Consider the following 22039-nt stretch of genomic DNA (forward strand, 5'->3'; position numbering starts at 1 on the left):
TGAGGGTGATGTTGTTCACACCATGTCTGAAAATCTGCCCTCCTCATAACTGGATAGTGCAGAAACTTGCACATGAGGTCCCGTTGGCTTAGGCGGATTCGTGTGGTTCGATCGCGTTATCTCTGGTGGCTGGCGGCGGCGCTGGCTTGCGCTGCTGCGGTGGCATTCCTGACCGGACTTGCGGTGAGGCAGGCCGCGACCGCCCGTTTCGCGGCGCAGGCAGCCATCGACGCCCGGCTGCGGCAGGCACTGCTGGCGAGCGAAATCGCCCGGTTCCGGCTTCTTCCGCTTGCGCTGGCAGACGACCGCGATCTTGTCGCACTCGTCGCGGGCAGGCCGGGCGCCGAAGCGGTGATGAACGCCAAGCTGGAGAGACTGTCGCGCGATCTTGGCTCGCCCATCATCTACATCATTCGCAAGGACGGCCTGACCCTGGCCGCGAGCAACTGGCGCGATCCGCGCAGTTTCCTGGGCAAGGACTACAGTTTTCGTCCGTATTTCCGGGCGGCATTGCGCAGCGGGCTCGGTGAGCAGTTCGCGCTCGGTACGGTCAGTCATCGGCCCGGTCTGTTCTTTGCACGGCGGGCGGCGGGGGGCAGCGTCGTCGTGATGAAGATGGAGTTCGACCGCGTCGAGGCACAATGGCGCGAGGCGAACGGGGTTACTTTCGTCACCGATCCCAATGGAGTGATTTTGGTCACCAGTCGTCGTAACTGGCGTTACGCCGCGACGCGGCCGCTCCCGTCCGAACGCAGCCTGCGCGAACGCAAGCTCATCGGCGTCGGGAACCTTGGCCCAGTGCCTTTTCGCGAACATGACGGTGGACGCATTACCCTTCTGGGGGAGAAGGGCGACCATCTGCTCACTACCACGGCGGCGGATGCGCTGGGTTGGCGTGTCAATCTGGCGTTGCCGCTGCAAGGCGCGGTGGATGCCGTCGTGCGCGCCGCGCAGATCGGCGCGGCGCTGGTGACGTTGGCATTGTTCGCCTTCGCGGCCTTTGTGCGCGAGCGAAGCCGCCGCCGACGCGAGCACACCGCCCAACTCGAAGCCGCAGTCGCCGAGCGCACCATCGACCTGCGCCGGGAGATCGAGGATCGCGCCGCCGCCGAGGCTCACGCGGCGCAACTGCGCGAAGGGTTGCGGCAGGCCAACCGCCTTGCCACGCTCGGGCAGGTGACGGCGAGCGTCGCGCACGAGACGGCGCAACCCGTCGCCGCGATCCGCAACTATGCGTCCACCTCGCGGCAATTGCTGGACATGGGTGCCGAGGATGCCGTGCGTGATAATCTCTCGGCAATCGACCGTCTGGCCGAGCGTATCGGAGCAGTCACTGCCGAACTGCGCGGCTTTGCGCGCAAAGGTAGCCGTGCTGGAGGCCCGATCCCGCTGGCTGAGGTGGTCGAAGGCGCCTGCCTGCTCCTCAAGGAGCGCCTGTCGCGCGTCGTTTTTGTGGTTCCCGAGGTGCCGCCCGGCCTGTTCGTGTTCGGCGGGCACGTCCGGCTGGAGCAAGTGCTCGTCAACATCCTGCAGAACGCGCTCGAGGCGCTGGAAGGACGCGCCGACGCCCGGATCGAGCTTGCACTGGATGCAGGAGCGGAGAGCGTGCGCCTAACCATAAGCGACAATGGCCCGGGCATCGCACCGGAAGTCGCCGACCGCCTGTTCACGCCTTTCGCCACCAGTCGGCCGACCGGATTGGGGCTTGGCCTCGTCATCTCGAAAGACATCGTCGAGGACTTCGGCGGCACCCTGCAACTGGAGCCCTCCGACTACGGGGCATGTTTCGCGATCGTGCTCAGGCGCGCGCCATGAACGACCGCGCACCGGGACAGGCGAGGCGCGTGGCGCTTGTCGAGGACGATGCGGATCTGCGCATCTCGACGGCGCAGGTGCTGTCGCTTGCGGGCTTCGTCGTCGAGAGCTTTGCCGCTGCGCCACCCGCGCTGGAGGCCATCGACGCCGATTGGCCGGGGATCGTCGTGTCGGACGTCCGTATGCCCCATATGTCGGGGACCGAACTGTTTCGAGCGCTGCACGAGCGTGATCCGGACCTGCCGGTCATCCTCGTCACCGGGCATGGCGACGTGGCGATGGCGGTGGATGCGCTCAAGGCGGGGGCATGGGACTTCCTGACCAAGCCTTTCGATCCGCAGGCGCTGGTCGCGGCGGCCGACCGGGCGGCGACTGCGCGGGGATTGGCGCTTGATAACCGGCGGTTGCGCGCGGCGGCGCAGGGGGATGCTGCTTCGGGGCTGATCGGCGAGTCCGCCGCCATACGCCGCCTGCGCGAAATGATCCCGACCCTCGCCAATGCCGATATCGACCTGTTCATCGAGGGGGAGACGGGAACCGGCAAGGAACTGCTGGCGCGCCTCATCCACCGCGCAGGCAAGCGTTCGCGCCAGCGCTTCATGGCTGTCGCCTGCGGCGCGCTGCCCGAGGCGCTGGAGGATGAACTCTTCGCGCCGATGGGGGAGGCAAGCATCGCCTCGGTCGTGCGGGGCACGCTGTTCCTCGACGATATCGACCAGGCTTCGCGGCGCCTGCAGGCGCGGCTGACCCCGCTCGTCGAGGAGCGGGTGCTGCGCAGTCCCGGCGCGCGCGAGCCGCTGCCGCTGGACTTGCGGGTGATCGCGACGGGCGGGACGGACGAAGGCGACTTGTCCGAGAAGATCACGCCGGGCCTGTTCTATCGCCTTGCCGCGTTGCGCCTGCGGATGCCGCCCTTGCGTGAGAGGCGGGAGGACGTACCGGCGTTGTTCGCCCACCTCGCAGGAGCCGCCGCGACCCGGCTGCGGTTGCCCTTGCCGATGATGACCGGGGCCGTGCGGCACCATCTTTCCAGCCACGACTGGCCCGGCAACGTCCGCGAACTGGCCCATTTCGCCGAGCGCTTCGTGCTGGGGCTGGAGGATGCCGCAGCCGAGCCTGCAAGCGTCCCTGCCGGCGACACGCTGCCGCAGCGCCTAGATGCGTTCGAGCGCGATACCATCGTCGCGGCCGTGCTGGGTACGAAGGGAGAGATCGGCGCGGCGATCAAGCGGCTCGGCATCCCGCGCAAGACCTTCTACTACAAGGTTCACAAGCACGGGATCGACCTGGCGACGCTGCGCAAGGGCGGGCGCTGACGGGTTCGTCCGGACCGGCAGGCCGGTTCACGGGGCACTCCACCGCGCAATTGTTGCAGGGTGACAGGGACGCTGCGACCTTCTGAAATGCGTCGGCAAACCGATGGGGCCAAGGATCGGGTAGCCGAAGCCTGCAATGGAGGACGCCATGCTCCAAGGAGCGATCGAGCGGCTTGCCGACCCCGCGGTGCCGCAAAAACTTTGCTTTTTCTTCAACGCGCAGTTGCACCACGTCCTGCACGCGATGCCGCTTGCCATAGAACTTGCCCGCGATCCGCGCTTTGCGGTGGACGTCGTTGCGATGACGCACGATCATATCGCGATGGCGCGCGACATAGCGCGGCGGCATGGGGCTTCGACGATCCGTTTCGTGCAGGTCGAAGGGCCGATGCTCTCTGCCTTCACGCGACTGGCAGGTTCCGCCACGCCGCCCAAGCTGGTCGCGCTCGCCGCCGCGCGGGGGCGGCTTGCCGAATATGATGCGATCGTGGTGCCCGAGCGCACTTCGCTGCTGCTGCGGCATGCCGGATTGAAGCGTACCTGCTTCATTCACACCTGCCACGGCGCCGGTGACAGGGCGGTCGGCTACGACCGCCGCATCCGCCAGTTCGACTTCGTTCTTCTGGCCGGTGACAAGCAGCGTCGCCGCATGCTGGACAAGGGCCTCATTCGAGAGGGCCACTATGCCGTCGTCGGCTACGGCAAGTTCGACCTGACCCGGGATCGCGCGCCCGCGCGGCTGTTCCCGCAGGATCGGCCGGTGGTGCTGTACAACCCGCATTTTTCCCCGAAGCTGTCGTCATGGCCGGGCATGGGTCTCGACGTCGTGCGCCAGTTCGCCGAGGACGGGCGCTTCAACCTGATCGTGGCGCCGCATATCCGGATGTATGACGGTCGCCGTCGCCGCGAACGGATGGAACGCCGGTTGGAGGAATTCTCCCGTCTGCCGCACGTCCATATCGATCTCGGCAGTGCGGCGAGCGTCGATATGAGCTATACCCGGATGGCCGCGGTTTATCTGGGTGACGTCAGCAGCCAGATCTACGAATTCGTCGTGCGGCCGCGTCCCTGTCTGTTTCTCAACGCGCATGGTGCCAATTGGCAGGGCAATCCGAGCTATCGGCACTGGCATTACGGCCCCGTTCACGAAGACGCGGATCATATCGTTGAAAAAGTCGCCCATGCCATCGCCTCGCACGGCGCTTATGCCGCAGTCCAGCAGAAGGGGATCGAGGATACTTTCGACCGCGAGGGGCGCAGTGCATCGGAGCGGGCGGGACGGGCGGTCGCGGATTACCTGACCTCACGCCTCAGACACGGGACCATGCCGCGGACGACGTCGTTCGGCTTTGGTCGCGGGAGTGCGCTCGCCCATGAATGATGCTGCTGCCATATGGCTCGTCGCGCGGGTTCACGCGCCGGACGAAGGCGGGGTGCAGACGTACGTTGCACAGGTTGCGCGCGCCTATGCGCGCGGTGGGCGACGGGTCACCGTTTTCGCAAAGTCTTCGGCAGGGCCGCGCCGGATAACGGAGGATGACATCACTCTTGTCGATGTCGGCCCGGGTGCGCAAATGATGGTCTATCTACGGCTCGCAATAGCCATGATACGCGCATGGATGGCCGGGGCACGCCCTTGTGTGATCCATGCGTGCACATGGCGCGCGGCGATACCGGCCCTCCTGTTTCCGCGCCCGCTTATCGTCACCGTGCACGGTCGAGAAGTCGGCCGTCCCTCGAAGGGAGCATTCCGGTTGATGCGTGCGGTGCTGGCGCACGCGACGCGGATCATTGCGGTCAGTGACGCCACGCGCCGCCTGTTGCTCGCTCGTGCGCCGGACCTTGCCGCTCGATGCGCTATTGCCTGGAATGGCGTGGTCCTGCCGGTAGAGGAGAGGCAGGAGCCCGCCAATGCCCGGCCGCGCGTCATGACGGTGTGCCGTCTGGTCTCTCGCAAGAATGTGCCCGCCGCCGTGCATGCGGTTGCCAACTGCCGGAACGAAGGCGTGGCGCTCGATTACGCGGTGATCGGTCGCGGTCCTGACGAGGATGCCATTCGCGCGGCGTTGGAAGCCGCTGGGGCCGCAGCCGGGAGCGAACTGGGCATTACGGTGATGACCGGATATGTCGAGGATGCGGAACTGGCGGAGCATCACCGGACCGCCGACATATTCCTTCATCCACAGATCGCGCTGGAGGACGGCGCGGAGATGGAAGGCTTCGGTATCAGTGTCGCCGATGCGATGGCGCATGGCATCGCCTGCATCGTCGGCCAGGACGGGGGGCCGGGCGAACTCGTGCGCGACGGCGTGACCGGGCTGGTCGTCGATGGTCGCGATCCCGGAGCGGTCCGCGCCGCACTGGCGCTGCTCGCGCGCGATGCCGTCTATCGGCGCCGCCTTGCCGAAAACGGTCGCCTGTTTGCGCGCGAGAATTTCAGTTGGGATCGCCACTGCCGCCTCGCCCTCGAAGGTCTCGTCGCCGATGGGGTCGAAGAGGATGGTCGTCAGCAGGAACAACTCACGCCTTCGTTGAATTAGCATCGACGGGCGCGATTGCGGCTCGTTTCGGACCGGGCGGGGTTGAACCGCTCCATCCGAACCGGCTAAGGCCAGCCACGGGGGCGCTTTGGTCTGAAACAACGACAGGATTCCGGCTTTTTGCGCAAGAGATCGCCAACGCGCCGCATTTCGCGCATTTCCTGCAGCATCGGGCTGTTCGTTTCACCATTCATGCTGGCTGCCCCTGCGCTGGGTGATCCTGCGCCGTTCGAACTGTCCGGACCGGACCTGAGTATCGAGGTCACACGCGGCGGGCAAACCTTGCCGATTTCGCGCGTGCCCAGCCTTGCAGTGGGTGACAAGGTGGTGGTCCATGGCGCATTCCCGGAAAGCCAGGGCGCCAATTTCGTGCTCATGTCGGCCTTCCTGCGCGGTGCGACGAACCCTCCGCCCAAGGACTGGATCGACCTTGCCCGCACCTGGAAGGAGAAGGAAAAGGACAAGGCTCTGACGCTCACCGTCCCGCGCGATGCGCGGCAGATGGTGCTGCTCATGGTGCCCGAGACGGGCGGAGCCGAAGGCGTCCTGATGGATGCTGTTCGCGGCAAGCCGGGCGAATTCGTGCGCGCCAGCCAGGACCTGAACCAGGCCTCGCTCGACCATTCGCGCCTCAATGCCTTCATGGCCGCGATCCGCGCGCAGGACGATAGCGGGCCGGAGTATCTGCGCACCGTCGCGCCGGTTCTTGCCAGCAGCTTGTCGATCAAGTTGCAGGAGGATTGCCTGAACAAGGTGATCCAGTCTCAGGCTTCCTGCCTCGTGGAGAACCGCGATTCTCTGGTGCTCACCGACGTACACACCAGTTCGCTGGCGGAAACGATCACCGGTACGCCGACCGACCTCGCGCTCCAGCTTGCCAACACGCGTGAGGGCGGGGCGGGGTATTACAGCGCCTACATTGCGGTCGCGCGCGATGTGGCGAAGATCTTCGGCGCGTTCAACAATCCGCAGTTCAACTATCTGCCGACACTGACGGTGCGCAATGCGGATCGCATGTCGCTCCTGCTCAACGCGGCGCCTTCGTTCAAGAAGCCCAAGTCGGTGATGATTGCGGCGATGCCTGCGGTCGAGGCGGATATCCCCCCGCAGCTGCGCAGCACGGCCAAAGGGCCGATCTGCATGGCGCAAGGCGCTGTACTGCCGGTGGAGGGGGCCCCGCTGATGTTCTCGACCGACTTTGCCCACGACATGAAAGTGCGCTTGACGTCTGCCTCGGGGCAGGTGCTCGAAGTGCCTGTCAAGGCACGCGCGGACAAGGGCGGCTACGTGCTTGCCGTCGATACGTTGCCCGCCGCTTTCGCCGGAGACGTTCGCGGTCATCTCCACGGCATCTGGGGTTTTGCGCCTTTCGACGGGCCGGATTACCTGCTCCAGCGCGCGGGAGGAGATGCCTGGAAGGCGGCCGGCGATGCCGACGGCCTGATCGTGGGGCGCGACAACGATGTCGCGCTGGAGGGGATGGCTCCGGGCTGCGTCGAGGACGTGACGCTGCGGCAGGGCAACGGCGCTGGAAGGCCGCTCAAGTTCAAGGCGCAGGAAGGGCGGCGCCTGAATGTCACCGTCCCGCTGGCGGATGCCGCGGCAGGAGACGTGCGGCTGGAAATCCGCGAGCGCGGGGTGGCGGAGGCTCAGACGGTCACCTTGCGTGCCCGCGTTCAGGCCAGCCGGCTCGATGCGCTCGAGCTGCATGCCGGGGACGCGCAGGGCTTCCTGACCGGACAGCGGCTGGATCAGGTGCGCTCGGTCATGCTGGGCGACGTTGAATTTCGCCCCGATGAGCTGACGCGTGAGGGCGGCGGCGATCGCCTGCACCTGATCGCGCAAGGGACAGGCAAGGTTCCGAACGCGGCCGCGGTGCCCGACAAGGCTACGGTAAAGCTGGAGGACGGGCGCAACCTGACGCTGCCGGTGCGTATCGCAGCGCCGCGCCCTCAGGTGGCGCTGCTGCAGCGCACGGTCTACCCCGGCCCGGCGGTGCAGGGGACGAAAACGCTGGATATCGGATCGGGCGATCTGCTGCCCGACAATGGCGAGATGGTTTTCTCGCTCAAGGCTGCCGGCGGGGCGCGGTTCGGGGCGGGTTCCGCCATCGAGATCGCCCCGGCGCAAGGCGAGTCCATTGCCCGGCTCGAAATCGGCAAGGGTCTCAGTCTGGAGAGCCCGGAAGTCGTGGTGGCGACGCTCAGGGCAGCCGACCTGCCCCCCGCGACGTTCGGTGCGATCCGCCTGCGCTTCGTGAGCAAGGCGGCTGACGGCCGCGAGGAACGCGGAGACTGGATGCCGCTCACCACCGTCGTGCGCTTGCCGCGTATCGAGAGCGTCACGTGCGAGGGGCAGGATGGACCATGCACGGTTGCCGGGCGCAACTTGTTCCTGATCGATGCCGTGGCGGTGGAGGACGGCTTTGCCAAGCCCGCGACCGTGCAACCCGGCTATACGGGGCGGACGCTCCAGGTCAGCGGTCGTCCCGCTGACGGCGCGCTGCGCCTGCGCCTGCGCGATGCTCCCGCCAGCGTGGTAAAGCTCGCGCTCGACAAGTAGGGCTCAGCGTCCGAGCGCGACCAGCCGGTCGGGGCCGAGCAGGGCGCGGTTCGGACAGCCGAGTTGCGCCATCGCCGCTTCCAGCTCCGTGCGCAGCAGGTGGATCATGTGCGCGATGCCGGGCATCCCGGCCACCGCGAGAGCATGCATCTGCGGCCTGCCGATGAGCACGGCGCTAGCACCCAGAGCCAGTGCCTTGACCACGTCGGTCCCCATGCGCACGCCGCCGTCGAGCAGCAGCGGCACGCGGCCTTGCGTGGCTTCGGCGACGGTCTGGATAAGATCGACAGGGCTCGGCAGGCCGTCGAGAACACGGCCGCCGTGGTTGGAGACGATGAGGGCGTCGGCGCCTTCGTCGACGGCGCGGGCGGCATCCTCGCCCAGCAGCAGGCCCTTGACGAGGATCGGCAGACGGGTCGCTTCGCGCAGCCACGCGAGGTCGTCCCACCCCGGCGCCGCATCGGAGAGCGGGGTGCCGAGCAGGATCCGGCCGCCGGGCACGGAAGTCTGGGTCGGGCGCGGCATTCCGGCCAGATTGACCGCATCGACGCCCGGCGGAAGCCTGATCCCGGCGGGCTTCAGCGCCGCATCGACGGTCAGGACGATGGCCTCGTAGCCGGCCGCCTCCGCCCGGCGGACGAGTTGCAGGCTGTGCTCGCGCTCGGGCTGGAGGTAGAGTTGGAACCACAGTGGAGCGGGCGCCTTGCCGAGATCGCGGGCGATGGCATGGGCGGCGGCGGCGATGTCCTCCAGCGGCATGCTCGACAGCGTGCTCACGACCATGCCGGTGTCGAGCGCGGTGGAGGCGCGGACGCAGGCGAGTTCGCCCTCGGGGTGGGCAAGGCGTTGGTAGGCCAGCGGGGCCAGCAGGATCGGGGAGGCATGGCGGCGGCCGAACAGCTCGATTTCCGTGCTGCCGTCGAGCCTCGCCATGGCGCGGGGGAGCAAGCCGATGCGGTCGAAGGCGGCGCGGTTCTCGGACAGCGTAATCTCGCGGCCCGCGCCTTCCTGGATGTGCCGCCAGACCTCGGGCATCAGGTGGGCTTCGGCGCGTCGCTCGTAATCGGCAAGGGTGCGCAAGTCCGCGGGAATGGCGGAAAACGGCGGCTGCGGGCTCACGTCGCCGACCACTGGCGCAGCAGGTTGTGGTAGACTTGGGTGAGGGTATCGATCGAGGCATGCTCGGGATGATCCGTCGCGACAGACTGGATCGCGCCGTCCAGTTCGAACATCAGCCGCCGCTTCTCGGGCGAGGCGACGAAGCTCTGGGTCCAGAAAAACGAGACGAAGCGCACGCCGCGCGTCACCGGCATGACCCGGTGGAGGCTGGAACCGGGATATACGATCAGGCTTCCGGCGGGCAATTTGGCCGTGTGCGTACCGAACATGTCCTCGATGACGAGTTCGCCGCCGTCGTATTCCTCGGGGTCGGAGAGGAACAGGGTGCTCGATACGTCGGAGCGGAGGTGCTCGCCGGTTCCGGGGATCGGGAAGATCGCGTTGTCGACGTGATTGCCGTAGTGGCCGCGCCCGTCGTAGCGGCTGAAACGGGGCTGCAGGACGCGGGCGGGCAGGGCGGCGGCGATGAACAGCGGGGTCTGCGCCAGCCGGGCGAGGACGCGCTCGGCCAGTTGCTTGGCGAGGGGATGGTCGAGCGGTAACTGCTCGTTTTCCTTGACTTTTGCGGCGCGGTGACCGGCGGTGGCGCGGCCGTCCGCCCAGTCGGCGGCTCCCAGTGCACTGCGGATTTCGCGCACTTCGGCGGAGTCGAACAGATCGGGGATTTCGATGACCATGGTGTCTCTATTCGCGCAGTCAGGTGATGCTGACAATGACCTGCATCAAGCCGGAACTTCGTCCTCGGCGTCGATCATGGCGGCAAGGGCGGGGCTGATCCATTCGGTTGAGCCGGTGCCATAACGGCACGTAGAGCGTACATAAAGGCACTCACGGGTCGCCAAGGCGTGCACGGCGGCAGGCGAGAGCACGCTGAACGCGGTAGCCCAGGCGTCTGCGAGCATAGCGCTGGAGTGGATCACGCTGACCGCCATGGCATGCTCGACCGGCATTCCACTGCGAGGATCGATCGTGTGGAAACCGCGTACGTAATCGCCCGAGGTCGCCACTGCCAATTGGTGCAGCGCGACCCGCAGCGGGGCGACGTCCTGCGTCGGCGTTTCGAGGTCCACCCACCACGGGTCGCCATCGGGACGCAGGCCGCGTCCGACCAGTTCACCGCCGATCTCGACGAGCGCATGGTGGCAGTCCATCCCGGCGAGCAGCGCGGTCAGCGCATCGACGGCGTAGCCCTTGGCGATGCCCGACAAGTCGAGCCGCAGGCCGCCGGCCTGGCGAAGCCGCCGCGTGTCCGGTTCGTAGGCGAGGCGTAGGAAGCCGGAGACCGCGCGGGCCTGCTCGATCTCTTCGGTGGTGGGCGGGCGGTCGATCGTTACCGGACCATGACCCCAGGCATCGACGAGGGCGCCGATCGCGGGATCGAAGGCCCCGGCCGATCGCTCTGCCACGGCGAGGGCGGCTTCGATCACCGCGCTGAAGTCGGCGGGAAGGGTGAACCATTCGCCTGCGCTCGCCCGGTTGAACCGGCCCAGCACCGAATCCGCACGCCAGTGGCTCATCTGCGCGAGGATGTCCTCGAGCCGCGCCTCGATCGCGCGGCTCGCCGCGTCCCGGTCAAAGCCGGGGGGCGGGGCGAGCTGGATGCGCCATGTCGTGCCCATGGTCTCGCCGCCCAGTTCGATCACCGGCACGCCCTGCCGCCATGTGGCGAGCGAGGCTGCGTCGATTTCAAGCGGAACGGCGAGGCGCATGGCTGGCAGGCTCAGGACGTCGTCAGGGCGCGACGACTTCGAGCGTGGTGGTGAAGGACATACGGCGGGCGCTGGCCTTCTTGTCGGCGGGCTTGGTGTCCTCGACGCTGGCGTTCAGCCAGTACCAGCCGGCGACCGGCCACTTGACCTTGACGACGCCGTCGGGGCCGGTGGTCAGCTCCTGCGCATCCTCGGCCGTCCGGTACTTCTTGCCGCCGGGGACGACTTCGACCTTGATGCCGGCGGCGGGCTTGCCGTCGATCAGGAAGCGGAAGCTGCCTTCCTCGTCCGAGACGAGTTCGTCGGGGTGCGTGACCGGATCGAATTCCAGTCCCTTGCCGGTGAGGGCGACCTTGCTCGGCTCACCGGCAGTGATGTAGACAAAGTTGCGCGAGGTCACTTCGGTCAGCTTGATGTCGGTCGCGTTGGCGGGGATGTCGGCTACGGTCGGCACCATGCGCGGCGGCTGGCCACCCGGACCTCCGGGGCCGCCGGGACCACCGGCCGGAGGGGCTCCGGCAGGTGCGCCCGCGCCCGGACCACCCGGTGCGCCCTGCGGACGGCCACGACCGCCCACGCGCCATTCCTCGGTACCGACCTTGAAGGTGCCCATCACCGAGGCGCGCTCCATGCCGATCTTCCAGGTGCCCGCCTTGTTCAGCGCGACGTCGAAAGTGCCGCGATGGCGGCCCTTGGACGCGTTCTCGACTTTGCCATCGGTGCCGTCGGGTGCCCAGACCGAGACTTGCGCCGGGTCCATGGCGACATGGTCGGGGTAGAACAGGTCGTTCGACACGGCGGCGTCGACGGTGACATATTCGTTGGTGCTGGCAAGCGTGCTGGTCGAGGGCAGCAGCCACATGCGGTGCGCAAGGGCAGGCGTTGCCAGCATGGAAGATGCCGCGGCGGCGATCAGGATGGAGCGGAAGCGCATTCGTATTCCCCTGTTATATAAAGTGAAAGTAGTCGGATCAGCGGACGGTGACGGTGCCCAGCTCGGTCTTGCCCGAGACGGAACCACCCTTGCCGCCGACGGTGAACGGCACGGAAACCAGTTCTCGCCCGCCGGTCTCGCGCGCGGCCTCGACCTTCAGGACGTAGTCTCCCTTGGGCAGGTTCGCGGGAATGGTGACGGTGTAGCTGCCGGGCGCGCGGGTCGCGCCGCTGATGCCGTCGGCGGGCAGCTTCAGCGAGCGGCCGCCCTTGCGCCACCAGGTGCGCAAGTCCGCCAGCCACTTGGTGCCCGGTTCCGCGCCGCGCTTCTTGCCGTCGAACCACACGAAGAGGGTGCGGGCATCGCCGCCAGCGACGGGCTCGACCCAGCCTGCGACGTAGGGGCGGTGGTATTCGGCCACCTTGATCTGCGGGACGGTGACGGTGACCGACGCGGCGAGCGCGGGCGTGGCGGCAAGAGCGGTTGCGGTGCCGGCGGCCAGCAACGGCAGCGCGGGCAGGATCTTGGATCGGGTCATCACGGGCTTTCTCGTCAGTGGATGAAAAGGAGGGCCAGCAGCAGCGGGATCAGCAGGCTCAGGCCCACCATCGGCCAGGTCATCGGCCGGTGCTTCGCGTGAAGCTGGAGCAGGAACAGGCCGGTGATCGTGAACACGAGACAGGCCACGGCGAACAGGTCGATGAACAGGGACCACGCCGCGCCGCTGTTGCGGCCCTTGTGCAGGTCGTTGAGGTAGGAGATCCAGCCCCGGTCGGTGACTTCGGCCTGCACCTCGCCTGACGCGCGATCGATGCTGACCCAGGCGTCGCGGCCGGGGCCGGGCATGGCGACGTAGACTTCGTCCTCGGCGGTCCAGTCCGCCGCGCGGCCCGAAGGATCGAGCGGAACCGCCGCCGCGATCGCCTTCGCCACTTCGGCGGGCAGGGGATCGGTGCGGTCTCCGGGGGCAGGCAGTTTCGCCAGCAGCGCCGTCGGCAGTTTGCCCTGGCTTTGCGTCACCGAAGGCTCGGCGCCGATCGAGGCGGCATGGTTGAGCGTGATGCCGGTCGCCGCGAACAGCAGCATGCCCACCAGCGAAATCGCCGCGCTCACCCAGTGCCAGGTGTGCAGCTGCTTGAGCCAGAAGGCGCGGGCCTTCTTATTCTTCTTCTTTTTCACCGCGGGTTTCGGTTTCGCGAGATGCGAAGACACCGTGGTCGCGCGATTGGCGGTATTCGACGCTGCGTCACGCATATCGTCGGCGTGGCGGTCTCGGGCGTCGGCAACTTCCAAAATGTCGCATCCTTGTAAATGTCGGACTTCAAATATCGGTGAAGGGCGCTCTTCGGCGGAAACGTGCCGCCACACGTTGCTGTGATATCGAGTGCCCTCTGGACGACGAGCTGCTTAGTGTATATGCAAATCACTCGCAATAGTGGTTGGCAGGAGATTACAATTGGCGACAGTTGCCGCGATCGCACCGGACGAACTCGCGTTCGCACCGGTTTCGGCCGTTGCGCATGAGCCGTTGCCCCATTCGGCTTCGACTGGCGAATCACTTTCCGCGACTGGCGCGGACCGCTCGGTCTATCGTCCGGCAAGGGCGAACCCGGTCGCTCTGCTGGCGTCGGCGGGAATGATCCTGGGCATGGCTGCGTGTCTGGCGACGCTCAATATGGTGGCGTCGCACAAGGAAAGGGCGCATCTCACCACCGTCGACGTGCAGGAACTGGACGTCACGCCTCCACCGCCGCCCGAGCCGACGAAGCTGGAGACGCCGCAGGCCGCCGTCACCCAGACGGTCGTACCCAAGCCGATGATCGAACTGCCGAGCCCCGGGCCGCAGCAGGTCATGGTGGACGCGCCGCCGCCGCCCGCTCCGCCCAGCATGACCAGCGAAGGCGTCAAGGTAAGCGCGCCGCCCTCGGTGGCGCCGCCAGCCGCGACGACGCTGGAAGGCGGCGACCTTTCGAGCAAGGTGCTGTTCGCCAAGCCGCCGACTTACCCGGTCGATGCGCGGCGCACGCATGAGCAGGGCACGGTGAAGCTACTGCTGCTGGTCGGCAGCGACGGGACCGTGAAGGATATCCAGGTCGTATCGAGCAGCGGCAGTTCCCGGCTCGACGGAGCGGCGCTGCGCGCAGTGAAGCACTGGCGCTGGTCGCCGATGATGAGCAACGGTGCGGCGACTGCGGTGCGGGGCTACGTCACGATCCCGTTCGTGCTCACCAACGTCTGAGAGGCGTCAGTCGCTTCCCTGCAGCGCGGCGTGCAGGGTCGCCATCGCCTGCTCCAGCTGGGTAGCGCTGTAGGGTTTGTCCAGCCGCACCGTGGGGCGATGCTCAAGGTCGGGCTCGAAACCGCCGCTGGCGATGGCGACCGGCACCTCGCGGGATGCGAGTTCGGCGATGATCGGGTCTGCTTTCTCGCCCGCAAGATTGAGGTCTATCACGGCAACATCGTATTCGCCGGCGCAGGCGGTTTCGAGCGCGGCGGAGAGGGTCGCGAAAGGTCCGACGACCTCGCAGCCGAGGTCCGTCAGCATTTCCTCGAGCAGCATCGATACGAGAAACTCGTCCTCGGCAACCAAAACCCGCATTCCGTCGAATCGAGGCGTCTCGTCAGGCATGGTGCCACTCTGGAAATTGCGTTCGCGACAACGCCTTGCGCGGCAAAGCTATTGCCAGCCGATTGCGGCGTGATCAAGCGGCCATTCAGCTCTCGATGATTTCGCGTATCCGTCCGGCGAGCATGTCCATCGCGAACGGCTTGGTAATCATCGCCATGCCCGGTTCGAGGAAGCCCGAAGCCAGTGCCGCGTTCTCGGCATAGCCGGTCATGAACAGCACTTTCAGACCCGGCCGACAGGCGCGCCCCGCGTCGGCGACCTGACGGCCGTTGAGCCCCGGCAGGCCGATGTCGGTGACGAGCAGGTCGAGGCGCTCGTCCGACTCCAGGATGGCAAGTCCGGCGGGACCGTCGGCAGCCTCGATCGCCCGGTAGCCGAGGCCGTCGAGCACTTCGAGGATCAGTGCGCGTACGACCGGTTCGTCCTCCACCACCAGCACCACTTCGCCATCGCGTGCGGTAGGCAGCGCCAGCGGTTCGCGGGCGTCCGTGGCCGCGGCGTCGGTGCCGAGATGGCGGGGGAGGAACAACTTGATGGTGGTGCCGACGCCTTCCTCGGAATAGATCCGCGCATAGCCTTCGGACTGGCGCGCGAAGCCGTAGATCATCGACAGGCCAAGGCCGGTGCCCTGGCCCATAGGCTTGGTGGTGAAGAACGGCTCGAAGGCGCGCGCGGCGGTGTCGCGGCTCATGCCGACGCCGGTGTCGCTGATGGCGATGCACACGTATTCGCCTGGCTCCACGTCGCGCTCGCGCGCGGCGTAGCGGTCGTCGAGGTGGGCGTTGCAGGTCTCGATGGTCAGCTTGCCGCCCTGCGGCATGGCATCGCGCGCGTTGATGACGAGGTTGAGGATGGCGCTTTCCAGCTGGTTGGGATCGCAGCGCGTCAGCCATAGCCCGCCCGCCAGCACGAAGCCGAGCTCGATATGCTCGCCGAGCGTACGGCGCAGCATGTCCTCCATCGAGGCGATCAGCGGATTGCTGCGCACCGGGCGCGGGTCGAGCGGCTGGCGGCGCGAGAAGGCGAGCAGGCGATGGGTCAGAGCCGCTGCCCGCTCGGCCGAAGTGCGCGCGCCGCCCAGCCAGCGCTCGAGGTCCTGCGTGCGGCCCTGCGCGAGCCGGGCGTGCATCATGTCGAGGCTGCCGGTGATGCCCTGTAGCAGGTTGTTGAAGTCGTGCGCGATGCCGCCGGTCAGCTGGCCGACGGCCTCCATCTTCTGGCTCTGGCGAAGGGCCTCCTCGATGGCGCGCTGCTCGGTGATGTCGCGCCCGATTGCGTGGATGCGGCGGTCGTCGGGCACGGCGGTCCAGGCGATCAGGCGGAAGTCGCCGTCCCTGGTGCGATAGCGGTTCTCGAACGCGATCGTGCGGCGTCCGCTGGCGAGCTTGGCGACTTCGGCGGCGGTCGCCTCGAGGTCGTCGGGGTGGACGAAGGAGGCGATGCGCTGCCCGAGCATTTCCCCTTCATGCCAGCCCAGCAGCCGCTCGCCGGAGGGGTTCACCGCGGTGATCACGCCCTCGAAGTCGCAGACCAGCATGAGGTCGCGGCTGATCGTCCAGAGGCGGTCGCGGTCCTGCGCGAAGGCGGCCTCGGCCTGCTTCTGCGCCTCGATCTCGGTATTAGTGCCGATCCACGCCGAGATCGTGCCATGCGCGTCTTTGAGCGGCATGGCGCGCGAGAGGTGCCAGCGATAGAGCCCTTCGCAGTCGCGCAGGCGCAGTTCGGTGTCGTAGACCTCGCCCGTCGCGACGGCCTGCGCCCAGCGCGCTATGGCGGTCTCGCGGTCTTCCGGGTGCACCAGCCGAGTCCAGCCATCGCCGTCGAGGCTGCCCCGGGGCTCCCCGGAATAGGCGTAGGCGCGTTCGTTGAACCATTCCATCTTACCGTCGGCCCGCGCGGTCCAGACTTGCGTGGGCAGGTTCTGGGCGAGGGCGCTGAACTGAGCTTCGCTCTTTTCCAGCGCCAGCTGGGTGCGCTTGCGCTCGGTCACGTCGCGCACGGCGCCGATCATCCGCACCGGCTTGCCGGCGGTGTCGAATTCGAACTCGGACTTGCGCGCGATCACGCGCTCTTCGCCGGTATCGGGACGACGGATGCGATATTCGACGTCGAGCGCCGCATCCGCCGAATTGCGCCGGGCATGGTTGGACGAAAGGTGGCGGTCCTCGGGAATGATGATGCTTTCGAGCACCCCGGCGCTCACCGCACCGGTCTGCGGCGCGCCGAACAGGCGGTAGAACTCGTCGGTCCCGGTTATCGTGTTGGCGACGATGTCGACGGAGAACAGACCCACGCCGCCTGCGACCTGTGCGCGGCTCAACTGCTCGGCGCTGAGGCGCAGGGCTTCCTGCGCGTCGTGCTCGAAGGTGCGGTCCCGCATGAGCTTGACGAAGCCTGTCGGCCGACCATCGCCGTCGCGCAGCGGGGTCATCTCGCTCAGCCCCCAGAAACGCCCGCCGGTCTTGCGCAGATGCCAGCGGGCATCGTGAGCGCGGCCGGTGTCGAGCGCTTCCCGGCGCTTGGCGGCAGGTCGCCCGTTCGCCCGGTCCTCGGGGGTGAAGAACATGTCGATCGGCTGGCCGAGCATTTCCGCCTCGCTCCAGCCGAGCATCGCCGCCGCGCCGGCGTTCCACAGCGTGATGCGTCCGTCGAGATCGGTGGCGACGATGCCATAGTCGATCGCGCCGTCGAGAATCTGGCGATTGTAGGCCTCGCGCTCGCGCAGTTGCCCTTCCGCACCGACGCGCTGGACATGCGCCCAGGACCGCTCCGTTACCTCGCGGATGATGCCCAGTTCGTAAGGGGTCCAGTGGTGGGCCCGGCTGTCATGGATGGCCATCAGCGCGGTGAGGCGGCCTTCCTTGATCAGCGGCATGCAGATGGTCGCCGCGATGCCGATGTCCTGGAAGGTCCTGGCCTCCTCGGGCGCGATTTCCCTGGCGTTGTCGTTGATGATCAGCGGCCGCCCGGCATGCAACTCGCGCACGGCGAGCGCGCCGAAATCCGCCAGTCGATAATGCCCGACGATCGAGCGCGCACCGTCGGCATGCCAGTTGCCGCGAATGGTGAAGCCGTCCTCGTCGGCGTCCATGTCGGCATAGGCGCAGTTGGCCAGGCCGAGATGCTGCGCCGTCATGCGGGTGGTGATCGCCAGGATTTCGCCTGCCCCGCGGCAATCCGTGATCGCCTGCGCAAGATCGTCGAGGAAGCGCAGCTTGGTCTCGCTTTCCTCCAGAGCTTCGCGGGCATGGTGCGCTTCGGTGATCTCAAATACGACGGCCATTACGCCTGCGGGCGTGCCGTCGTCGCCGGGGACCGGTGAATAATCCAGATTCAGCCAGATCTGCTCGGGCTTGCCGTGGCGATGCAGCGTCAGCATGTGGTCGCGGTAACTCAGCGTCCCGCCCGCCAGGCCGATTTTCATGACGTTGGCGTTGAATTCGGCGACTTCCTCCCAACCGTCCAGGACGTTGGACCCGAGCAGGCGGCTATCGCGCCCGCCCGCGAACTCCGCATAGGCGTCGTTGTAGAGCATGACGCCCTTGGGGCCCCATAGCAGCACCAGCGGCACGCGCGATGGCAGCATCATCGCGACGGTATGGCGCAGGCTTACCGGCCATCTTTCGATCGGCCCGATCGGGGTGGAGGACCAGTCGTGCGCGGCGATGCGGCGCGCGAGATCGCCTTCGAGTCCCATGAACCCGTCGCCGTTCGCTTCGCTACGCGTCATGCCCCTAACCGATCCCTTCGCGCCGGGCCGACCACCCCTTCCGTGCGCACGACAACACATCGCGCGCAGGACGGTTCCCGGTCAATGGAAGGCGAGCACTTATCCTGAAGCGGCGATGGGATAAGGGAGAATCCCGGCCCGTGCCTCCGAACCGGAGAAACAGGGGGCGAGGCAGGCGCGGTTGCGTCCCTTGCTTTTCGCTTCGTAAAGGCCCCGGTCGGCCTGCCGCATCGCCGGAGACAAGTCCTGCACGCCCGGGAGGACAGGCGCGCAGCCTATGCTCAGGGTGCCGCAGTTGTCCGCCCCCTGCCGAATTGCGAATCCGGTGCAGAGATCCTCGGCCAGCCTCAGGCTGCGCCCTTCGTCGATGCGGGGCAGCAGCACCACGAATTCGTCACCGCCGAGGCGTGCGGTCACCGCCGATGCGGGCAGGCGCACCGCCAGGAAAGCCGAGAGATCGACGAGCAGGCGATCGCCGTCCTGATGGCCGAAGCAGTCGTTGATCGTCTTGAAATTGTCGATGTCGATAAGCAGCAGCGAGCCGCCCTGCTGCTGCACGTCGCGGGTGCGGGCCTCGAAGCCGCGGCGATTGAGCAGGCCGGTGAGGGGGTCGCTTTCGGCAAGGCGTGTGGCGCGTTCCTCGCGGCGGCGGCGCAGCGCGCCTGCGATCGACATCGCGAGGGCGACTTCGACGAGGATCCCCTCGAACAGCGAGATCGGAATCAGCACGCCGGAGTAGGAGGACAAATCGACGAAGGCGCCGGGCACGAACGCGCAGCCCGCCTTCACCGCGTAGAAGGAGCCGTGGACAACGAAGGTTGCAACCAAAGTACGGGTTTCCGAACCCGTAGTGCGGCGCGCCTCCAGCAGCACGCCGGCGGCTCTGAGGCAGAACACCGCCACGAATGCGGCGTTGAACAGCGACATGACCTGATCGCGGTCGCCGAGCCCGGGGATGGCCATCAGTGCCGAGCAGAGCAACGGGGCGGCGAACCAGGCAGGGCTCAGCCTGCGCTGGGCGAAAGATGCAGCGCCGAGCAGGAACATGAAGTGGGCCAGCGGGACCATCGAGTTCGACAGCCAGACGCCGAGGAGGAAATCCCCGCTCTGGCGCAGGGGCGCAAGGGTGCAACCCACGACGATGCAGAGGAACCCGAGCGCGAAGCTCAGGAGGAACCGCTCGCGCAGGGACCGCCATTCGATAAGAAGAAACGTCGCGGCCACAAACGCAATTGCGTTCGAAAGCAGCAACATGGTTTGCGCATCGACCGACATGAAGAACCCGGAACCCCCTTGCGCGAGGAAGTTACGCCAATCTCCTAAACAAAAGGTGGATGGGCCGTAAACCATGCTTGCCGCTGCTGCTTTTTCGGCAATGTCGGGTGAGGATCGAGGCGCGGCGCTGCCATGGATTTGCAACCAAGACGGGCCAATGCCATTCTGTGACCTGACACCCGGCCGAACGCACGCGCGAAGGCCATCTGCAACTTTCGCATTACCGCCAAAACCGGGGAGCATATCGCATTGCGCGGCTGGATTCTCTTTCAGCATCAACTCGACCCGTCGATTCCCGAGGTGCCCGAAGTCTTCCGTTTCCAGGAGGCTGCAGGCGCGCTCGGCATCGAACTGCACGTCCTCCAGCCCCACAGCTTCGAACTGGTGGTCGGCACCGTCGGCGACTGGGCGATCAAGTATCAGGGGCGCGAGATCGAGAAGCCCGACTTCGTCATCTGCCGGACGGGCGCGGAGACGGACTACTTCACGTTGGCCCTGCTGCGCCACTTCGAGCGGCGCGGGGTGCGGCTGGTCAACGGCCCGGCAACGATCGAGACGGTGTCCGACAAGCTGCACACCCTGCAGACGCTGAACCGTGCAGGGTTGCCGATCCCGCGCACGATGCTGGGCACGTTCCCCATCGACGTCGATCTGGTCGAGCGGGAACTGGGCTTTCCGGTCATCGTCAAGACGCTCAAGGGTACGCGCGGCGCGGGCGTCCTCAAGTGCGAGGACCGCAGCCAGTTCGAGGATCTGGCGGGCCTGCTTGAAAGCGCCGAGGCCAAGGCGGATTTCATCCTCCAGCACTACGTACGCGCCAGCCATGGCCGTGACGTGCGCGTGCTGGTGGTCGGCGGGCGGGTGATCGCGGCGATGGAGCGCCGCTCGCTGACCGGCGGGTTCAAGTCCAACGTCTCGCTCGGCGGCGTCGGCGTCGCCTACAACCCGCCGCAGGAGATGGCGGAACTGGCGGTGCAGGCGGCCGACGTTCTGGAACTCGACATCACCGGCATCGACATCCTGTTCGACGAGGACGGCTACCGCATCTGCGAGGCCAATTCCGCCCCCGGCTTCCAGGGGCTGGAGCGGGCGACCGGGCTCGACGTGCCGACGGCGATCCTCGAATGGGTGATCTCTACGCAGGCCGCCGTGCAGGAAAGCAAGCCTGCCCCGGCCGAGAGCACTGCGCTGGCCGACATGATCTTCGGCGGCCGCACCGGCCTGCGCGCGCTTAGCGACCGCAACGCCGAGTTCCGGCCTTTCGCCAGCGCGGTGGGCTTGCGCATGGTGGCGGCGGGGATCGGCTGCCTCGTCCATGGCTCGTTTCCGCGTCCGCTGGTGGATCGCCGCAGCCCGACCGGGATTGGCCTTCGCAGCCTGTTCGAGGGGCGCGCCAAGGTGGACCTCACCGGCCTTAACGACCGGGCGCATGAACGCACGCTGATGGTGGTTCTGGCCGTCGCGATCTGGGCGGCGGTCATGCCCTGGCTCGCCGGGGCCGAGGCGGTGGTGAGCGGGGTGCTCTCCGTCCTCGCGCTCATCTTCCCGGTGCTGTTCCTGCTGACTTCCCCGGCCGGACGGTTCGGAGCCGGCTCCGCGCGCCGACGCAGGAGCAACGGATGATCGACTTTTCCGCGATTCCCTGGGCGGCGCTGGCGCCGTTCATCGTCGCCGGGTTCCTGGCGCAGCTGGTGGACAGCGCGGTCGGCATGGGCTTCGGGGTGATCGGCAACTCGCTGCTGATCCTGCTAGGCCTGCCGCCCGCCGCCGCGTCATCGGTGACGCACGCGGTCGAGAGCTTCACCAGCGGCGTCTCCGGCGCGGCCCATGCCCTGCAGCGCAACGTCGACTGGATGCTCTTCGCGCGCCTCGTCATTCCGGGCATCGCCGGAGGGCTGACAGGCGTGTGGGCGCTCTCGCACCTCAGCCTCTCGATCCTGCGGCCGGTGCTGCTGGTCTATCTGGCGGCGGTCGGCATCTACCTGATCTGGCGCGGAGCGCGGCGGGCGCAGGCCTATCGCCGGATGCGCGCGGTGGGGCCGCTGGGCTTCGTCGCCGGGTTCCTCGATTCCTTCGGCGGTGCCTGGGGGCCGGTGACGACGGGCAGCCTGATCGCGCAGGGGATGACCCCGCGCGTGGCGGTGGGCACCGTCAACGCCGCCGAGTTCTTCGTGACGGTGACGGTGCTGTCGGCCTTCATCGGCACGCTGGGCCTGCAGTCGTTCTCGATCGCGGCGTCGGGCCTGCTGATCGGCGGGATCGTAGCCGCGCCGATCGGGGCGCTGGTGACGCGGCGTGCCTCCTCGCGCGATCTGACGCAGTGGATCGGCGGGGTGATGATCGCGCTCAGCCTGTGGGGTCTGATCTCGCTCGTCTTCGCGCCGATCCCGCTGTTCTCGCGGATGTGAGG

At 67.2% G+C, this 22039-nt stretch carries 17 protein-coding genes; 8 read left to right on the forward strand and 9 right to left on the reverse strand.

Annotation, left to right across the window (positions count from 1 at the left end):
• The first annotated feature begins 72 nt into the window (after positions 1-72).
• The 5 genes from BES08_RS00420 (at position 73) to BES08_RS00440 (ending at position 8233) form a co-directional block, all read left to right on the forward strand.
• Complete coding sequence (locus BES08_RS00420) at positions 73-1815, forward strand: sensor histidine kinase (RefSeq protein ID WP_069707383.1); 1743 nt, start codon at positions 73-75, stop codon at positions 1813-1815.
• The gene (locus BES08_RS00425) at positions 1812-3131 is read left to right on the forward strand and encodes a sigma-54-dependent transcriptional regulator (protein WP_069707384.1); all 1320 of its coding nucleotides are present in this window, start codon (positions 1812-1814) and stop codon (positions 3129-3131) included. The genes BES08_RS00420 and BES08_RS00425 overlap by 4 nt, the downstream gene beginning before the upstream one ends.
• A 148-nt stretch (positions 3132-3279) precedes the next feature.
• Positions 3280-4512, forward strand: coding sequence for a CDP-glycerol glycerophosphotransferase family protein (locus BES08_RS00430; RefSeq protein ID WP_197524410.1), 1233 nt, complete (start codon positions 3280-3282; stop codon positions 4510-4512).
• Positions 4505-5671, forward strand: coding sequence for a glycosyltransferase family 4 protein (locus BES08_RS00435; protein WP_069707385.1), 1167 nt, complete (start codon positions 4505-4507; stop codon positions 5669-5671). Before BES08_RS00430 ends, BES08_RS00435 begins: the two co-directional genes overlap by 8 nt.
• A 192-nt stretch (positions 5672-5863) precedes the next feature.
• Positions 5864-8233, forward strand: a complete 2370-nt coding sequence (locus BES08_RS00440; protein ID WP_231958095.1) for a hypothetical protein — start codon at positions 5864-5866, stop codon at positions 8231-8233.
• A 3-nt stretch (positions 8234-8236) separates the two neighbouring features.
• On the opposite strand, the gene BES08_RS00445 is transcribed toward BES08_RS00440, so the two are convergent.
• From BES08_RS00445 to BES08_RS00470, 6 genes are read right to left on the reverse strand one after another with little or no spacing between them, the layout of a single operon-like run.
• A complete protein-coding gene (locus tag BES08_RS00445) occupies positions 8237-9352 on the reverse strand; it encodes an alpha-hydroxy acid oxidase (protein WP_231958096.1) in 1116 nt (371 codons plus the stop codon).
• Positions 9349-10029 carry a Fe2+-dependent dioxygenase gene (locus tag BES08_RS00450; protein ID WP_069707388.1) on the reverse strand — a complete coding sequence of 227 codons (681 nt, stop codon included), beginning with the start codon at positions 10027-10029 and terminating at the stop codon, positions 9349-9351. The genes BES08_RS00445 and BES08_RS00450 overlap by 4 nt, the downstream gene beginning before the upstream one ends.
• A gap of 45 nt (positions 10030-10074) precedes the next feature.
• Entirely contained in the window at positions 10075-11061 is a 987-nt protein-coding gene (locus tag BES08_RS00455) for an FAD:protein FMN transferase (protein WP_156799746.1), read from the reverse strand.
• Positions 11062-11083: 22 nt separating this feature from the next.
• Positions 11084-11995, reverse strand: coding sequence for a DUF4198 domain-containing protein (locus BES08_RS00460; protein ID WP_069707389.1), 912 nt, complete (start codon positions 11993-11995; stop codon positions 11084-11086).
• 37 nt (positions 11996-12032) lie between these two features.
• On the reverse strand, positions 12033-12533 hold the full coding sequence (locus BES08_RS00465) for a DUF2271 domain-containing protein (RefSeq protein ID WP_069707390.1): 501 nt from the start codon (positions 12531-12533) through the stop codon (positions 12033-12035).
• Between the two features lie 14 nt (positions 12534-12547).
• Complete coding sequence (locus BES08_RS00470; protein WP_231958097.1) at positions 12548-13288, reverse strand: PepSY-associated TM helix domain-containing protein; 741 nt, start codon at positions 13286-13288, stop codon at positions 12548-12550.
• Positions 13289-13451: 163 nt separating this feature from the next.
• On the opposite strand from BES08_RS00470, the gene BES08_RS00475 reads away from it, so the two are divergent.
• A complete protein-coding gene (locus BES08_RS00475) occupies positions 13452-14234 on the forward strand; it encodes an energy transducer TonB (protein WP_069707391.1) in 783 nt (260 codons plus the stop codon).
• A 6-nt stretch (positions 14235-14240) separates the two neighbouring features.
• Here the strand turns inward: BES08_RS00475 and BES08_RS00480 are convergent, their stop codons facing one another.
• The 3 genes from BES08_RS00480 to BES08_RS00490 form a co-directional block, all read right to left on the reverse strand.
• A complete protein-coding gene (locus BES08_RS00480) occupies positions 14241-14624 on the reverse strand; it encodes a response regulator (RefSeq protein WP_036522387.1) in 384 nt (127 codons plus the stop codon).
• A gap of 85 nt (positions 14625-14709) precedes the next feature.
• A complete protein-coding gene (locus tag BES08_RS00485; RefSeq protein ID WP_069707392.1) occupies positions 14710-18354 on the reverse strand; it encodes a PAS domain S-box protein in 3645 nt (1214 codons plus the stop codon).
• A gap of 99 nt (positions 18355-18453) precedes the next feature.
• Positions 18454-19986 (reverse strand): GGDEF domain-containing protein, encoded by a 1533-nt coding sequence (locus BES08_RS00490; RefSeq protein ID WP_231958099.1) that lies wholly within the window; start codon positions 19984-19986, stop codon positions 18454-18456.
• On the opposite strand from BES08_RS00490, the gene BES08_RS00495 reads away from it, so the two are divergent.
• Together BES08_RS00495 and BES08_RS00500 are read left to right on the forward strand one after the other, a co-directional pair.
• Positions 19930-21252 (forward strand): ATP-grasp domain-containing protein, encoded by a 1323-nt coding sequence (locus tag BES08_RS00495; RefSeq protein WP_231958100.1) that lies wholly within the window; start codon positions 19930-19932, stop codon positions 21250-21252. The genes BES08_RS00490 and BES08_RS00495 overlap by 57 nt on opposite strands.
• Entirely contained in the window at positions 21249-22037 is a 789-nt protein-coding gene (locus BES08_RS00500) for a sulfite exporter TauE/SafE family protein (RefSeq protein WP_036522392.1), read from the forward strand. The genes BES08_RS00495 and BES08_RS00500 overlap by 4 nt, the downstream gene beginning before the upstream one ends.
• Positions 22038-22039 lie beyond the last annotated feature (2 nt).

Source organism: Novosphingobium resinovorum (assembly GCF_001742225.1).
In the GTDB taxonomy this organism is placed as follows: Bacteria; Pseudomonadota; Alphaproteobacteria; order Sphingomonadales; family Sphingomonadaceae; genus Novosphingobium; species Novosphingobium resinovorum_A.